This window comes from Mannheimia bovis, from assembly GCF_014541205.1.
Taxonomy (GTDB): Bacteria; Pseudomonadota; Gammaproteobacteria; order Enterobacterales; family Pasteurellaceae; genus Mannheimia; species Mannheimia bovis.
Map to the genome: position 1 here is coordinate 389,658 of NZ_CP061280.1, position 16,523 is coordinate 406,180.

The window sequence follows — 16,523 nt, forward strand, 5'->3', positions numbered from 1 at the left end:
TACCTCAAATTTCACTCATCGCAATTTTTACCACTACTTTGCGGATTTTTGCCTCTCCGGCAAAAATCGCCGTGCGGTGTGTATCTTCAGGGAAGAATACCGCAAAGTTACCAGCTTCACAGCGGAATTCATTTTCATTTTGCACCGAAGCGTAAAATTTAATATCACGCTCAGGGTTATATTCCACTGCCACAGGGTTGTTGCCTGAATCAATAGATGCCGCCATTAATTCCACGCCTTTATGTAAATATTGCACGTCTAAATAATTTTGATGTACTTCCGGCTGAAATGCGGATTTTTCTTTCGTTTCAAGATCTAACACTTGAACGTAAATACTACGACCTTTTAATTCGTAAACACCTGCTTCCATCGCATCAAAATCGGTATTTTTTAAATAATCCAAGGCGAACTGAATCGCTTTTGGGTACTGCTTCGGGTTGTAATTTGAAATATGACCGAAAAACATTGATTGCTCCGTTTTGCAAAATTTTTGGGAAATTGAACCGCTTGTATTTTTTCAGATGAACGATACATTCGCTCGATCTAATCCCCCTCTTTAGAAAAGAGGGGAGTTTTTCTTTACAACGCCTGCAATTTCGCCCAAACGGTATCATCTACCGGAATGCCGTTTGCTTTGTTGTCCGCTAGAATTTGGGTAAATTCGTGTCCCGGTAAGCGAACTGCAACATCCGGGTCTGCACGCTCTGCGGTACGAACGTAATCCATAATGCGGTTGAGTTTTTCGTCTTTAGTTTTGCCGTCAATTAAGCGATCAACTTCAATCGCAATGTAAACTTGAGATACACAGTATTCATCGTCTTTATCTTCTGTTACCGCTGCGGTTGATTCACCGTTAGAAAGCAATGTTGCGATCATATCTAACACAATAGATAAGCCTGAACCTTTCCAGAAGCCCATTGGCATTAAGCGGCGGTTTCTTTCTACCGTTGCCGGATCACGGGTTGGGTTGCCTTCATCATCAAAACCGGCATCTACGAAGGTTTGACGACCGGCTAAACGGTGAACTTCTAACATTCCGTAAGAGTACATTGAACAAGACATATCCACCATTGTGATTGGGGTAGTTGGCACAGCGATGATAAGCGGGTTTGTCCCCACACGGCACTCTTTCGCCCCCCAAGGTGGCATAACCGCTAAGGCGTTCGTCCAGCAGATACCAATATAGCCTTTCTCTGCCGCTTGCCAGCCATAAGAACCGCCACGCATCCAGTGGTTTGCATTACGTAATGCCACCACACCGATACCGTTTTGTGAAGCAAGCTCCATCGCTCTGTCCATCATTTTTTTCGCAGTTAAGTTACCGATGGCTTGGTGGGCGTCCCACTGCTCGATTGCACCTAATGATAATACCTTCGTCGGCTCGGCTTCAGGGATCACATCACCGTTCTCTAACTGTTGAATAAAACGTGGGAAACGGTTTACCCCGTGTGAATACGCACCAGCTTGGGTAGTATCCGCAAACACGGTTGCACACTCTTCCGCAATTTCTTCACGCACGTTACGAGAAAGTAAAACACGTTTGAATTGAGCTTTTAAATCGTCATAAGACACTCGAATAGTCATTTTGGATACCTCTAAAAGTTAAAATTTCAAATAGTAAAATTACGTTTCATAAGGTACTCTTAAGGCAGTTTAAAGTCAATCAAAGCAAAAATATAAAAATCATTTAAAATCAAATGGTTATAAATATTTTTGTAAATTTGAGAGGTAGATCACACTTTTAAGAAGACGAGCAAGCGGTCATTTTTTGGTAAAAATTTACGCCAAAATGACCGCTTGTGTAATCAAGAAGATATTAGAGCGGGAAAAGAATTGGAATGACAAACACTGAAACTAGCATCACCAGCACGGTAAATGGCACACCGACTTTAACGAAATCAATAAATTTATAGCCCCCAGGAGCAAGCACCATTGTGTTTACCGGCGAGGAAACCGGCGTCATAAAGGCAGCAGAAGCGGAAACCGCCACAATCATCGCAAACGGAGCAGGCGAGTAACCAAGCTGGTTAGCGATGGCAATCGCAATCGGCATCACCAAAATCGCTGTGGCAGTATTAGAAATAAATGCACTGATGATGGCTGTAAACACAAATAATGCCATTAAGACAAAATGCACGTCCAAACCTTGCATTACATCAAGCAAGAGCTTCACGGTTAAATCCACCCCGCCGGTTTTTTGCAGTGCGATAGAAAACGGCATCATACCCACAATTAAAATAATGCTTGGCATATGAATGGAATCATAAGCACTTTTTACATCAACACAACGGAATTTACCTAACATCAAACAAGCAACCAGTGCCGCCATTACATTCGGTACAATGCCGGTAATCATCAGCACCACCATTGTGAATACGGAGAAAAGAGCGTGTGGTGCTTGGCTTAGAGCAGGTGGTGCATTTTTACTTTCTACCGGTGCTCGTAGTAAAAAGAAATCACGCTGGTCATCATTCATTCGGTGAATTTGTTGCCAAACGCCCATTACTAATAACAAATCCCCAAATTTTAGTGGGGTTTCAAGTAATTCATCTTGTATGATTTCATCACCCCGTTTTAGCCCTACAATGCTTAAATGGTATCTTGAGCGAAACTTTAATTCTCGAATAGTCTTGCCGATACATTCAGCCTCAGGCATTACTGAAATTTCCGCCATTCCCACCGAGCGATAATGGGTCGAGAAAAACTCACCTTTTAGTTCAATCGGGCGGAGCTTAAGCTCTTCACAACGTTGTTGATAGGCTTCATCGTCTAAGGCAGTATCAAGTAACAAAATATCTTTTGGCTGGAACACTTCGTTCACAGAAGCATTTACCGTGATGGTTCTGAAATGTTTATTGCGTTGAATGGCAATAATGTTCAAGCCGTGCCCGATGCGTAAATCCAATTGTCCAATCGTTTTGCCGACACAAATTGAGTCAGGCTCAACTAATAGCATTTTGGCTCTGCCACGTAGTTGGTATTCTTCAATTAAGTGAGGCATCGAAAAATGTTTAGCTGAGTTTAGCTCCTCACGCTGTTCACCATTATCTAACCAACGGCGAGCGACTAACATATAACCAATACCTAGTACCAAAATAATCAAACCAATCGGCGTAAAGCTAAAGAAACTAAAGCCTTCAAAGCCCGATTTCACTAATTCGGAATGAGCGACTAAGTTAGGCGGTGTAGCAATTAAAGTCATCATACCGCTGATCAAGCCTGCAACACTCAGCGGCATCATTAAACGGCGGGGGGAAATCCCCATACCGGCACAAATCGCTAATACCACAGGAATAAAAATCGCCACAATGCCCGTAGAACTCATAAAAGAGCCAAGCCCGGCAATTGAGAGCATTAATAGCACTAATACCTTTGTTTCACTCGCTCCCGAAACACGCATCAGCCAATCGCTTACTTGATTTGCTACCCCCGTTCGCACTAAGCCTTCACCCACAATAAAAAGGAGAGCAATCAGTACCACGTTTGGATCGCTTAATCCTGCCAGTACCTCTTTTACCGATAAAATGCCCGTTAGGCTAAAAAAGAGCATTACAATTAAGGCAACAACGTCCATACGTAGTTTGTTTTGGATAAATTGCCAAATGGCAAACACAAGGAGAGCCATTACCCAAAAGAGCTGCTGCTGTAAAAAATCAGGCACGAAAGCAAGAAGCGATTGCATAGTCATATCCTCCAAAATAGTTAGAGATAGATTACACCGCTTTAGGGAAATAAAAAAGTCGAGAAGATCAAAAAGAGGGAATTTAAGTAGAGGCACAATGTACCCCTTAATTTTATTCGCAAAAATTTAGCCAAATCTAACCGCTTGTAAATGGACGCACACCGTATGCCCTTACCTATTATAGCGGACTTTCAACATTTAGTTGTTCATCAATTTCGGTAACCGCCAAAATCAAGCTGGAACGTACGATCTTTTCTAGCCGCATTTGCTGCATTTGAAACAACATTGAATCTTTATTGCCTTTTGTTGCCTTTACATTCAGCAATTCGTTAATCGGAAAAAAATCAACGTGGTTTAAATCTTTGGCAAATTGCACCACCGCTGGGTGGGAAAAAGGGAAATCTTCTTCCTCTTCGCTTAGATGGGATTTCACTTCAAGAAAAAGTGAAATATCTTCAAATACTTTCGGCGAGATCACACCTAAGCCGAGTAAAACTTTTAAGCGAACAGAAAGATCAGCCAGCGGACCTTGATGTTCAAACAAGGAATCCACCACTGACTTTAATGCAAAGTCCGTTTTGCGAAACACCCGCTCAATCAACTGTTCCACTCCGTTAGCAAACAGTTGATTTGCGGTGGCGAGAAAGCCCTGTAATGAGGCTTCCTCGCTCAGTTTGTCGATGTAGTCCACAATATCCAGACTTACTGATATAACCCAACAACCTTCGCAATCACAGCTTGGTCGGTTAAACCGGTGTATTTCTCAACTGCTGCGGCTACACCGTGATTTGCAATAAATTGGCTCAATTCGACCGCTTGTGGGTCTTCTTCATTACGATATTGCAATGCCATTACCACGCCATTCACTAAGTTGCTATGTGGTAAATCATATTCTAATGTGCCTGAAAGTGGCTTAATTAAACGGTCATTCGGACTGAGTTTGCGGATTGGCTCACGACCGACACGGTTTACATCATCGTTTAAGTATGGGTTGGCGAAACGTTTAAGAATTTTCTCGATATAGGCTGCGTGTGCTGCCTCATTAAAACCATAACGTTTAATTAATACCGCACCGCTCTCTTCCATTGTGGCTTTAACTTGGGCTTTGATTTCATCAATTGCGATTGCTTCTTTGATCCATTGCACACCAGCTTGTTTACCTAAATAAGCACAAATTAAATGCCCTGTGTTAAGCGTAAATAATTTACGCTCCACAAATGCCATTAGGTTATCGGTTAATTCCATTCCTTTAATATCTGGAATTGAGCCTTTAAATTGGGTTTTATCCACAATCCATTCACTAAATTCTTCAACCGTTACTTCAAGCGGATCGTTTTCGTTTAGCTCTGCCGGTGGCACAATTCTATCTACCGCAGAATCCACAAAACCGACCAATTTTTCCACTTCTGCTTGTTGCTCAGCAGTTAAATTTTCAAAAATCTTGCCTTTAAAGAACGTTGTACCACGCACCATATTTTCACAGGCAATAATGTTTAACGGTTGAGTATTACCGCTTTCCACACGAGCCACTAGTGCTTTTGCAAAAAGTGGGGCGATAAAGCCTAATACGTTTGGACCAACGGCAGTGGTAATTAAATCAACTGTTTTAACTTGTTCGATAACTGCTGCTTCATCTTTAGAATTGATCGCCGCAATATTTTTAACCATTTCAACACGGCTTGCATCTCCCACAATTTTCACGCCATACTGTTTGTTTTGGTTGATTTGGTCAATTTGAGTTTGGTTAATATCAGCAAAAGTAACGAACACGCCGCTATCTGCCAATAATTTACCGATAAAGCCACGTCCGATATTGCCTGCACCGAAATGGAGTGCGTTCATAATTTGTTCTCCGAAAAAATTAATATAAAGACAAAGGGGCGAAAGTCGCCCCATAATATTATTTAGCCAATAACGCTAATACTTCATCTACATTTTGAGTTTGCGTTAAAGTTTGCATTGCTTGTTCATCATCTAAAGCGTTGGTAATCGCACTTAAAATCTGAATGTGATCATTGCCTTTTGCCGCAATACCTACCACTAATTTCGCTACACCATCTTCTTCATCGGTGAAACGAACACCGTTCGGATATTGACAAACGACGATACCGGTTTTGAGTACGCTATCTTTCGCATCCGCTGTACCGTGTGGAACGGCTAAACCTTCACCTAAGTAAGTTGAAACCAGTTGTTCACGAGCGAACATTGCATCAACATAACTTGGTTGCACAAAGCCTGCTTTCACTAATTGTTCGCCAGCAAAGCGGATAGCTTCTTCTTTGCTGTTTGCCGTTAAACCTAAGAACACTTGCGATGCTTGAAGTTTTAAGCCTTCTTCTTGTGCTCCTTCAACCACAACCGGATTTGCAAAATTTTGTGAATTTTGAACCGCTTGCGGAGCAATTTCATTGCTTAATTTCGATACTAAGCTATCGTAGAACGCACTGTCTAAGAAATTAGTTAAAGATAAGTGTTGAGCTGATGCAACACGTTGTTGTGCACGAGCAGTCAAGTCTTTGTGGGTGATAACTAATTGTGCATCTTTCGGTAAATCGTTAATCGCTAAGTTTTGTACTTCAATGTTTAAGCCGGCTGCTTGTACTTTTTTACGTAACATACTTGCACCCATCGCACTTGAGCCCATACCTGCATCGCACGCTACATAGATTTTACGGATATTGCCGTTTACCGCAGCTACCGCCACACCTTTGCTCTCTGCTTTCATTGCTTGGGTTTGTGCTTGTGCATCTTCTAATGAAGCATCAGTTTTTTGTGTTTTAAGTAATACTGAAGCAATCGCAAAAGTTACCGCACAAGAAAGCACTACAGAAGCAATTACCGCAAAATGTGCACCCGGTGCAGTCATCGCAAGGATTGCAAAAATAGAACCCGGAGATGCCGGAGCGATTAAGCCACCGCCTAATAATGAGTTAGTTAAAACGCCTGTTGCACCACCTGCGATTACCGCTAAGATTAAACGTGGGCTCATTAACACATACGGGAAGTAAATTTCGTGGATACCACCTAAGAAGTGAATGATTGACGCACTACCGGCGGTTTGTTTTGCTGTACCACGACCAAAGAACATATAAGCAAGTAAGATACCAAAGCCCGGACCCGGGTTCGCTTCAATTAAGAACAGGATAGATTTACCCACTTCTTGTGCTTGGGCTGTACCAAGCGGAGTGAATACACCGTGGTTGATTGCGTTGTTTAAGAACAGGATCTTCGCCGGCTCAACGATGATTGAGGTTAATGGCAGTAAACCTGCATCAACCAACGCACCCACACCTGCACCTAATGCCGCAGAGATTTGCGTTACCACACCACCGATGAAAGCGAACGATAACATCGCTAAAATCATACCGATGATACCTACAGAGAAGTTGTTTACCAACATCTCAAAACCGCTTTTCACTTTGCCGTCGATGGCTTTATCGAAAGTTTTGATTGCCCAGCCGCCTAATGGACCAACAATCATTGCACCTAAGAACATTGGAATATCAGTACCGACGATGATACCCATTGTGGTAATTGCACCCACAACCGCACCACGCTCGCCACCGACTAATTTACCACCGCTATAACCAATTAGTAACGGCAGTAAGTATTGAATCATTGGTCCAACAAGTTTGGCAAACGTCTCGTTTGGCAACCAACCGGTTGGAATAAATAACGCGGTGATGAAACCCCAAGCAATAAATGCACCGATGTTTGGCATCACCATATTAGAGAGAAAGCGTCCAAAGCCTTGAACTTTCACTTTTAAATTAGACATAAAAACCTCGAAAAGGAGAGAAAATTAGGGTTGAATAAATCGTGTGCAAAATAACACCATTTTGAAAAGTTACAAAAATATTTCTCTCTAAAATGTGAAGTAGATCACATTAATTTTTTTAAGCATAATTTAAAAATGTGATCTAGTTCACACTTTTAAATTTAAACCTAAAAAAACCAAACAAAATTGTTTGGTTTTAATTAATAACAAAACTAACTCGAGAACTCTATCAAGCCGGTCACTTTGCCGTTGTCATCAACAGCAATCAGTGAGTGGATTTTTAACTCTTTCATTAAATCTTCCGCTTTGACTAAGAATACAGAATCATTAATGGTTTTCGGATTACGGGTCATAATTTCTTCTGCGGTTTTGCTTAGGCTTTCCGCTCCGTGTTTTGCTAAGGTTCGGCGGATATCACCATCAGTAATAATCCCTTCTAATTTTCCCTCGTGCATAATGACGGCAACACCCATTCTGCCTTCGTTCATCACGGATAAACATTCAGTAAATGGGGTATCAAGATGGGCAATCGGCAAGTTCCGCACCATTACATCTCTCACACGGTTAAGCAAGCGACGACCAAGGCTGCCGCCCGGGTGGAAACGGGCAAAATCTTCAGGGCGGAAATCACGGGCTTTCATCAAAGCAATCGCCAACGCATCGCCTAATGCCATAGTAACTAAAGTCGAGCTGGTTGGTGCGAGGTTGTTCAAACAAGCCTCACGCTCCACCCCGATATTTAAAATCACATCCGCATTTCGCCCAAGGATGGAATACGGGTTGCCCGTCATCGCAATAATTTTATTGCCAAAACTTTTCAGGCTCGGAATCAACTTATTCACATCATCGGTTTCGCCACTGTTGGAAATCAGAATTACCATATCAATTGGTTTAAGCATTCCTAAATCACCGTGGAACGCTTCAGTCGGATGTAGAAAAAAACTTGGCGTTCCTGTAGAAGCAAAGGTCGCTACCATCTTTTTCCCCACCAGTCCTGATTTGCCAATACCGCCTACAACTACCCGCCCTTGACAAGCCAGCATCATTTCAACGACCTCATTAAATTCTTCAGAGAGTCGATGGTTTAGCGTGATAATCTGCTGAGCGTAAAGGCTTAGCGTTTCTTTTGCACTGTCTAGATGATTCATCTCTTCCTCACAAGCGGTCAAAATCCGCTGATTTTTTGCAATGAACCAATTTTACCAATTTATCTGGATTTAAGCCAATTTTGAAAAATAAAAGTCGGGATTTCCCGACTTCTTTCTTACATCACTTTTGCAGAATAATTTAATTTTCTGACCGCTTGTATTAATGCTTCGTTATCCACATTTTCTTTAGCAACTACAGTTGCAGTACGTTCTTTCATCGAGGCTTTAGTTGAAACCACACCTTCCACCGTACGTAGTTCTTTATTCACTAAATACACACAAAGTTGGCAGTACATTTCAGGAATGTGAAGGACAACCGTTTTCTCAGCTTGTTGTACTGCAGATTGAGCTGTTTTTTCTTGTGCATAGCTTGAATTTATCAACCCAAAAGCCAACAACATTGTTGCGATATATTTTTTCATTTTATTCTCCGCCCCATATTTCTAAAATATAAGGCAAAACATAAGGGTAAGTTAGAAAGAACATCACAATAACAAACACCACCCAATACAAAATCACTAAGGTTCTGCGAGAGAAGTATTTGGTACAAATAATCTTATTGGAAAAATTAAGTAGCCAAAAACCGTAGCCAAATGCACAAAGTGAAAGAATTAGCATTGGAATTTGCAAAAACTCCAGCTGGTTTAATTCCATCAACCAAGGGGAGGAAATCCCAAACAGCAAATAAATAAGCGGTGCAATGCAACACAACGTTGAACTCACCGCTGTAATCACAGCGGTGATACACATTGTGATGAATTTATTGTTATAGTTCTTTTGAAATGAACTCATAACCAAATTCTTTCGGATCAAAAGAGTTTAATGGGTCGCCGCCCACTTCCGCATACGGATAACCGAAGTTGTTCAGTGGGGCTAATTCAGGCTGTGGATATAGATCAAAATCACGCCCGTGGTTAAAGCTAACCCAGTTCATTTCCCAGTTACCAAACAAATATTTTGATACCTCTTGAACATCTGGATCTGAGACCTCTTTTTTCTCTGCTAAACGCATTTTCGCTACATCGGCAGAATCTACCGGCACCCATCCGAAGCCGGCTAAATAAAATTCCGCACGGCAATGTTGCCCGCTGTTTTCATTCGCAATACCATCTTTTGAGCTACCAAAAGCGGTTTTGGAATATTGGCTCATTTTGTCTGCTTTACCTAAACGGATACCAAACACCTCACGAGACGGAATGCCTGAAGCACGGGCTAACGCTACGAATACAGAGTTGATGTCGGTACACTTTCCTTTCAAGACTTTGGTAGTTAAGATTTTCTCAACATCACCATCGCCACAACCCAACACAGAGTTATCACGCTCCATATTATTGACGATCCAGTTGTGGATTAATTCCGCTTGTTTCAGTGGGTTTTTCTCGTTACCCACAATTTTATCAGCATATTCCTTCACGATACCGTCTGTTTTAATATGAGTAGTTGGTTTAAGATATTCCAACACATCCACCGAATAGGTAATTTTTTCCGGCATTTGGTAATCTTTCAACGCCCCTTGAGCCATTGGCTCACGGTCTTGTGTTTGGATAACCAATTTCACTTTCATATCACGTTTCGGTGCATCTTTATCCCAAGTGGCATAAAGCGTTTTTGCACCATAGGCATTGTTTTCAGTGATATAAGCAGTTTTATAGCTGCCCTCAAACTCAATCGATTTTACCGTTTGGTAATCGGTATCAGACGGCAACGGAATCCATAAATTCGTTGTTCCCGAAGAACCTTGCGGCACTACTAAATCATAAGATTGGGTAAATTCGTAAGTATGCGTGTTGGTGTGGAAATTGTTTTGTTGAACAGGGGCTGCAAAAGCGGTTGCACAGCTTGATGCAACAAGAGAGGCAATAAGTTTATTCATTTGAGATGATCCTTATTAGATTGAAAAAACAGTTAAAACTTAACATATTAAGTATTCTAACTACGGATGAGGTTGCATAGTAGCCAATAAAAAAGGGGAAAGCAATAGGGGATAGGAAATAATAATAGTTGTCTGATAATACCTTACACTGCAATATCAATATCGAGCACGGAACTCATTCCGCAATAATTTCTCGCACTACTATATCTCCACTCCCAAGGCTCAGATACAAAGCCACTTATCACAGGGTTTTGATGAATATAATTTAACTTTTCATCAAAGAATTTCTGCGAATAAATTTCGATAGGTTGATTATGATGCTGCCAAAATTGATATTTCTGCACATTACCACGTTTTGCTGCTGCTCGGGAAAACATCCATAATAGCCATTCACGCCGACTTTCTTGTTGATTTTCACGAATTAACGTAATCAGTTGATTTGCCGTAAATTTTTTGAAATCTCGCAATACTTCGGTTGGGTTTTGATTTTTAGCTTGAAAGAGTAAATGAATATGGCTTGGCATAATGCAGTAACCATAAATCTGCATTCCCTTTTCTTTATGGCAAAATGCGAGAGATTGAATAATGGCTTGGAAATAAATCTCACGAATAAAAACATCTATCCAATATACCGTTGCAAAACTCACAAAATAAGCCCCATCGCTATTTCTCATTTTGTATTTTCTATTCATAGAATACCTTCAACTAAAACATAATAAGCTGAATTACTCAAAATCTCCTAGCAGACAAGCAGTAAATCACAATTTTTCGACAGAGATCGCAAAAATACAAGCGGTCAATTTCACTTCATTTTTTGCAAATAGGAAAGATAGCGCTCGTCTCCGACGAGTGCTGTAATTTAATAGAAGGAAAGTTACGTTTAACGAGAAGACAAAGGCACTCGTCAGAGACGAGCGCCATCGGGGTAATTATTTATAAGCAGAAACAAGTTCTTTTATTTTTCTATTTTCTTCAGTTTGCATTAATTTTATTTTTTCCAAATTGCATTCTGAATACTCAGATAATTCTGGTAATTCATTAAACCATGTTTCCCAACGGGCAGATAAACTAGTTAGTGATATCTCATCTGTTAATGCATCATTAAGTAAAATATTTATAACACTTCTTAGATCATTAGATAAACTTTTATTCTCTATATATCTCTTAAATAACCATAAAAATAGATCTGTGATTTCTAATCCAATACTATCCATTCCAGAAACGCATTCTATACTAGTTTGAAACATACCGCGTAAATCTATTTCTGGTAATCCTGGGCCTATACGTAATATATCATCTGTTCTTTGGTACAATTGAGCTAACCACTTTTGAGTATTATTAAACTGAGATTGCTGATCAACAATAATCTTATCTACATTGCTTTTATGTAGTTCAGATCGGTGTATTATCCCAAATAGAACACTTTGGAAACTAATTAAATTAGGAGAAATGAGTAATCTGGATTTCTTATCTTTAGGTCCATTATAATATATGTCGTCTACATTATTCACAACCCATGTTATAGCATGACTAATAATTTCTTTAGCTCTCTTGTCATGTAAATATTCAACTCTGCTTAATAGAATCTTACAAACATCTAATAATAAATTATTAGATTTATTTTGATCTTTTTCAATTCTAGCACTCCAAGCCTTATATAATAGATCCGCATCAAATAAATTAGCCACATGAAATAATAATGGGTATCTTAGTGGAGTCCAATAGGCACTATATGGGACAGCAGGATTTATCCCTTGATCAAAAATCTGGTCAAAGAAAGAAATTATGATGTAGTCTGATTTATTTAGTCTGTATAAATCAAATTTTAAATCATACCTTTCTATAAAAGATATAAGTTCTTTATATATTTCCGATAACTTAGCGACGCCTAGCTCGTGTCCATGTAATCGATTGACTGAAAACTTGTTTCTAATATCTTTTATTTCTTTTAATCCAACATCATCTATGTTTAAAGGGGAGCTTAATACTCCATAATATAAATATGGTTGTGATTTATCAAATAAATTTAGTCCAGTATTACCGCTTTCATCTATATAAAAATACATACATTACTCTCAATAAAATAGCACTCATCAAAGACGAGTGCTATTTCTTTATCTATTTCAGCGCTACACGTGCACTTCTAAACAATCTCATCCAAGCCCCGTCTTCTGTCCAATCTTCCGGACACCAAGAGTTGCTTACTGCACGGAACACACGTTCTGGGTGTGGCATCATAATTGCTACACGTCCATCTGTATTACCGATTGCCGTGATACCAAATGCTGAGCCATTCGGGTTAGCTGGGTATTGTTCGGTTGGGTTGAGGTGGCTATCCACATATTGTGCGATCACGAGATTTTGCTGCTGCAAGTTCGCTAATTGCTGTGGATTTTTGAACTCAACCTGTCCTTCGCCGTGTGAAACCGCAATCGGCATATGGCTGCCTGCCATTCCGTTGAACCAGAGCGAGTTGGTGTCGTTGATTTTTACCATCGCTGCACGGGCTTCAAAACGTTCGGATTTATTACGAACAAAGCGAGGCCAGTTTTCTGTACCCGGAATGATTTCCGCCAAGTTAGACACCATCTGGCAGCCGTTACATACACCAAGTGCTAATGTGTTCGGGTTAGCGAAGAACTGGCTGAATTGGTCACGCAACATTGGGTTGAATAGGATTGATTTCGCCCAGCCGCCGCCAGCACCGAGTACGTCGCCGTAAGAGAAGCCACCGCACGCTACCATTGCGTTGAAGTCGTTTAAGTTGCGTCTACCTGCGATTAAGTCGGACATATGCACGTCAATCGCTTTAAAGCCAGCACGGTCGAACGCCGCCGCCATTTCATAGTGGCTGTTTACGCCTTGCTCACGCAAGATCGCAATGCTTGGTTTCGCTCCTTTGTTGATAAACGGTGCGGCGATGTCTTCATTTACATCGTAAGTTAAGAATGCAGATAAGCCTTTGTTATTCTCATCTTTTTTCGCTGCAAACTCTTGGTCAGCACATTCAGGGTTGTCACGCAAACGTTGCATTTGGTGGGTTAATTCTGCCCAAATACCACGTAATTCAGAGCGTTTTTCGCTTAACAGTTTGCGAGAGCCACGGCTGATTTCAAAGCGGTTATCCGCATTCACCGCACCTAATTCTTTGGTTACGTGAATCAAGTTATGAGCTTTTAACACCTCACGTACTGCATTGAGTTCGCTATCAGCGACTTGGATTACCGCACCTAACTCTTCATTGAATAGCACCGCTAAATCGTTGTCGCCAAGGGCTGAAATATCTACATCCACACCGCAGTTACCGGCAAATGCCATTTCCGCTAAGGTGGTGATTAAGCCACCGTCTGAACGGTCGTGGTACGCCAATAATTTATCTTCTGCTACTAAGGCTTGCATTGCGTTGAAGAAATCTTTTAAGGCTTGAACATTTACGACATCCGCAGGTTTGTCACCCAGTTGTTTGTAAACCTGTGCTAACGCCGTTGCACCCAAGCGGTTGTTGCCTTCGCCTAAGTCAATTAACAACAAGCGAGAATCCCCTTTGTCGGTGCGAAGTTGTGGCGTAACCGTTTTACGTACATCTTCCACACGAGCAAACGCCGAAATCACAAGGGAAAGCGGAGCGGTAACCGTTTTCTTCTCACCATTTTCTTCCCAAGTGGTTTTCATCGACATTGAGTCTTTACCCACCGGAATGGTGATGCCAAGTGCAGGGCAAAGCTCCTCGCCCACCGCTTTTACCGCTTCATACAAGCCTGCGTCTTCGCCCTCGTGGCCTGCTGCCGACATCCAGTTCGCCGAGAGTTTAATGCGTTTGATGTCGCCGATGTTGGTCGCCGCAATGTTGGTGATACTTTCCGCCACCGCCAAGCGAGCTGACGCTCCAAAGTCTAACAACGCAACTGGTGCACGTTCGCCCATTGACATCGCCTCACCGTGATAGCTATCAAGCGATGCAGTTGTAACGGCACAGTCCGCCACCGGAATTTGCCACGGGCCAACCATTTGGTCACGAGCCACCATACCTGTTACCGAGCGGTCACCAATGGTGATTAAGAAGGTTTTTTCCGCCACCACAGGCAAGCGTAATACACGGTGTAATGCTTCTTTCAGGTCGATACCGTCCGTTGCAAGCGGTGCATTTTCAACGGTTTTTTGCGAAACTTCACGGTGCATTTTCGGGGTTTTGCCGAGCAACACGTTCATCGGTAAATCAATCGGATCGTTGCCGAAATGCTCATCGTGTAAGGTTAAGTGTTTCTCTTCGGTAGCCTCGCCAATCACCGCAAACGGTGCACGCTCACGCTCACAAAGTGCGGTGAAAAGTTCGAGTTTTTCAGGAGCAACTGCTAACACATAACGCTCTTGGGATTCGTTACACCAAATTTCGAGCGGCGACATTCCTTTTTCATCACACAGGATTTTGCGTAAATCGAACTTACCGCCACGCTCGCCATCGTGGACTAATTCAGGCATCGCATTCGATAAACCGCCTGCACCCACGTCGTGAATAAATAAAATCGGGTTCTCTTCGCCCATTTGCCAGCAGCGGTCGATCACTTCTTGGCAACGGCGTTCCATTTCCGGGTTTTCACGTTGAACAGAGGCGAAGTCTAAATCTTCTTTCGATTTACCTGATGCCATTGACGATGCCGCACCGCCGCCCAAGCCGATATTCATCGCCGGACCGCCAAGCACGATTAACTTCGCCCCCACAGGGATTTCGCCTTTTTGCACGTGTTCGGCACGAATATTACCGATACCACCCGCCAACATAATCGGCTTGTGGTAGCCACGTACTTCTTCGCCCGCAAAGCTATTCACTTTTTCCTCGTAAGTACGGAAATAACCTAATAACGCAGGGCGACCAAATTCGTTGTTGAACGCAGCACCACCGAGTGGACCTTCGATCATAATGTCTAACGCAGATGCAATACGGCTCGGTTTGGAAAGTGGATTTTCCCAAGGCTGCTCAAAGTTTGGAATCACAAGGTTAGATACCGAAAAGCCCGTTAAGCCCGCTTTTGGTTTTGCTCCACGACCAGTTGCTCCTTCATCACGGATTTCACCGCCCGAACCGGTCGCTGCACCAGGGAATGGCGAAATAGCGGTTGGGTGGTTGTGGGTTTCCACTTTCATCAAAATATGGGCTTGTTCTTGGTGAGCACGGTATTGACCGTCTTGATCCGGGAACCATCTGCCAACCGTTGAGCCTTCCATTACCGCCGCATTGTCTTTGTAAGCGGAAAGCACATAGTCAGGAGTTTTCTCGAAGGTGTTTTTAATCATTTTGAACAGGGATTTTTCCTGTTTCACGCCGTCAATCGTCCAATCGGCGTTGAAAATTTTGTGGCGGCAGTGTTCTGAGTTGGCTTGGGCGAACATATAAAGCTCAATGTCGTTCGGGTTACGCCCAAGTGCGGTGAAATTTTCCACCAAATAATCAATTTCATCTTCCGCCAACGCCAAGCCTAAATTGACGTTCGCTTCTTCCAACGCCTTGCGACCACCGCCTAAAATATCCACACTGGTGAATGGTTTTGGCTCTTGTTGTTTGAATAACACCGCCGCATCGTCTGCATTGCGAATCACGGTTTCCATCATACGGTCGTGTAACAAGGCGGCAAGTTTGCTCTCTTCTTCAGTGGTTAAGCTACGTTCAAATTCAAAATAGTAAGCTAAGCCACGTTCTACACGAGCAATGTTTTCTAAGCCACAGTTGTGGGCGATGTCAGTTGCTTTTGATGACCACGAAGAAATCGTGCCTAAACGAGGAATCACGATAAAGGTTTCACCAACAGGTTCGTGTTCAGCAAGGGTTGGACCGTAGTGTAATAATTGAACTAATTTATCTTCTTGCTCTGCTGAGAGTGGTGCGGTTAAATCCGCAAAATGCACATATTCTGCGTAAATCGATTTCACCGGCAAATTGGCAGCGGCAAATTTTTGTTGAAGTTGATTTAAACGAAATTCTGAAAGGGCAGGCGAGCCACGGAAGATTTGCATAGTCATTGGTGAGATTTTCCTATCTAAAATGAA

The 16,523-nt window shown here is 42.1% G+C and carries 13 protein-coding genes; all 13 read right to left on the reverse strand.

Features of this window, described 5'->3' with window-relative positions:
* Positions 1 to 4: 4 nt before the first annotated feature.
* The 13 genes from ICJ55_RS02000 to purL all read right to left on the reverse strand — a co-directional run bounded on the left by ICJ55_RS02000 (position 5) and on the right by purL (position 16,496).
* Entirely contained in the window at positions 5 to 466 is a 462-nt protein-coding gene (locus ICJ55_RS02000; protein ID WP_188157117.1) for a NanQ anomerase/TabA/YiaL family protein, read from the reverse strand.
* A gap of 113 nt (positions 467 to 579) precedes the next feature.
* Positions 580 to 1,578, reverse strand: coding sequence for a 3-dehydro-L-gulonate 2-dehydrogenase (gene yiaK, locus ICJ55_RS02005; RefSeq protein ID WP_188157669.1), 999 nt, complete (start codon positions 1,576 to 1,578; stop codon positions 580 to 582).
* Positions 1,579 to 1,816: 238 nt separating this feature from the next.
* Positions 1,817 to 3,682: an SLC13 family permease gene (locus ICJ55_RS02010; protein ID WP_188157118.1), complete on the reverse strand. Its 1,866-nt coding sequence runs from the start codon at positions 3,680 to 3,682 to the stop codon at positions 1,817 to 1,819.
* Positions 3,683 to 3,860: 178 nt separating this feature from the next.
* A complete protein-coding gene (locus ICJ55_RS02015) occupies positions 3,861 to 4,376 on the reverse strand; it encodes an MltR family transcriptional regulator (protein WP_425168891.1) in 516 nt (171 codons plus the stop codon).
* Positions 4,377 to 4,384: 8 nt separating this feature from the next.
* On the reverse strand, positions 4,385 to 5,524 hold the full coding sequence (locus ICJ55_RS02020; RefSeq protein ID WP_188157119.1) for a mannitol-1-phosphate 5-dehydrogenase: 1,140 nt from the start codon (positions 5,522 to 5,524) through the stop codon (positions 4,385 to 4,387).
* 58 nt (positions 5,525 to 5,582) lie between these two features.
* Complete coding sequence (locus ICJ55_RS02025) at positions 5,583 to 7,460, reverse strand: PTS mannitol transporter subunit IICBA (RefSeq protein ID WP_188157120.1); 1,878 nt, start codon at positions 7,458 to 7,460, stop codon at positions 5,583 to 5,585.
* A gap of 212 nt (positions 7,461 to 7,672) precedes the next feature.
* On the reverse strand, positions 7,673 to 8,608 hold the full coding sequence (locus ICJ55_RS02030) for a KpsF/GutQ family sugar-phosphate isomerase (protein ID WP_188157121.1): 936 nt from the start codon (positions 8,606 to 8,608) through the stop codon (positions 7,673 to 7,675).
* A 116-nt stretch (positions 8,609 to 8,724) separates the two neighbouring features.
* Entirely contained in the window at positions 8,725 to 9,030 is a 306-nt protein-coding gene (locus ICJ55_RS02035; protein WP_188157122.1) for a heavy-metal-associated domain-containing protein, read from the reverse strand.
* Position 9,031: 1 nt separating this feature from the next.
* Entirely contained in the window at positions 9,032 to 9,400 is a 369-nt protein-coding gene (locus ICJ55_RS02040; RefSeq protein ID WP_188157123.1) for a mercuric transporter MerT family protein, read from the reverse strand.
* A complete protein-coding gene (locus ICJ55_RS02045) occupies positions 9,375 to 10,481 on the reverse strand; it encodes a transglutaminase-like domain-containing protein (RefSeq protein ID WP_188157124.1) in 1,107 nt (368 codons plus the stop codon). Before ICJ55_RS02045 ends, ICJ55_RS02040 begins: the two co-directional genes overlap by 26 nt.
* A 143-nt stretch (positions 10,482 to 10,624) precedes the next feature.
* A complete protein-coding gene (locus ICJ55_RS02050) occupies positions 10,625 to 11,173 on the reverse strand; it encodes an REP-associated tyrosine transposase (RefSeq protein ID WP_188157125.1) in 549 nt (182 codons plus the stop codon).
* Positions 11,174 to 11,410: 237 nt separating this feature from the next.
* Positions 11,411 to 12,547 (reverse strand): DUF3800 domain-containing protein, encoded by a 1,137-nt coding sequence (locus ICJ55_RS02055; protein WP_188157126.1) that lies wholly within the window; start codon positions 12,545 to 12,547, stop codon positions 11,411 to 11,413.
* Between the two features lie 52 nt (positions 12,548 to 12,599).
* Positions 12,600 to 16,496, reverse strand: a complete 3,897-nt coding sequence (purL, locus tag ICJ55_RS02060; RefSeq protein WP_188157127.1) for a phosphoribosylformylglycinamidine synthase — start codon at positions 16,494 to 16,496, stop codon at positions 12,600 to 12,602.
* Between the last annotated feature and the right edge of the window lie 27 nt (positions 16,497 to 16,523).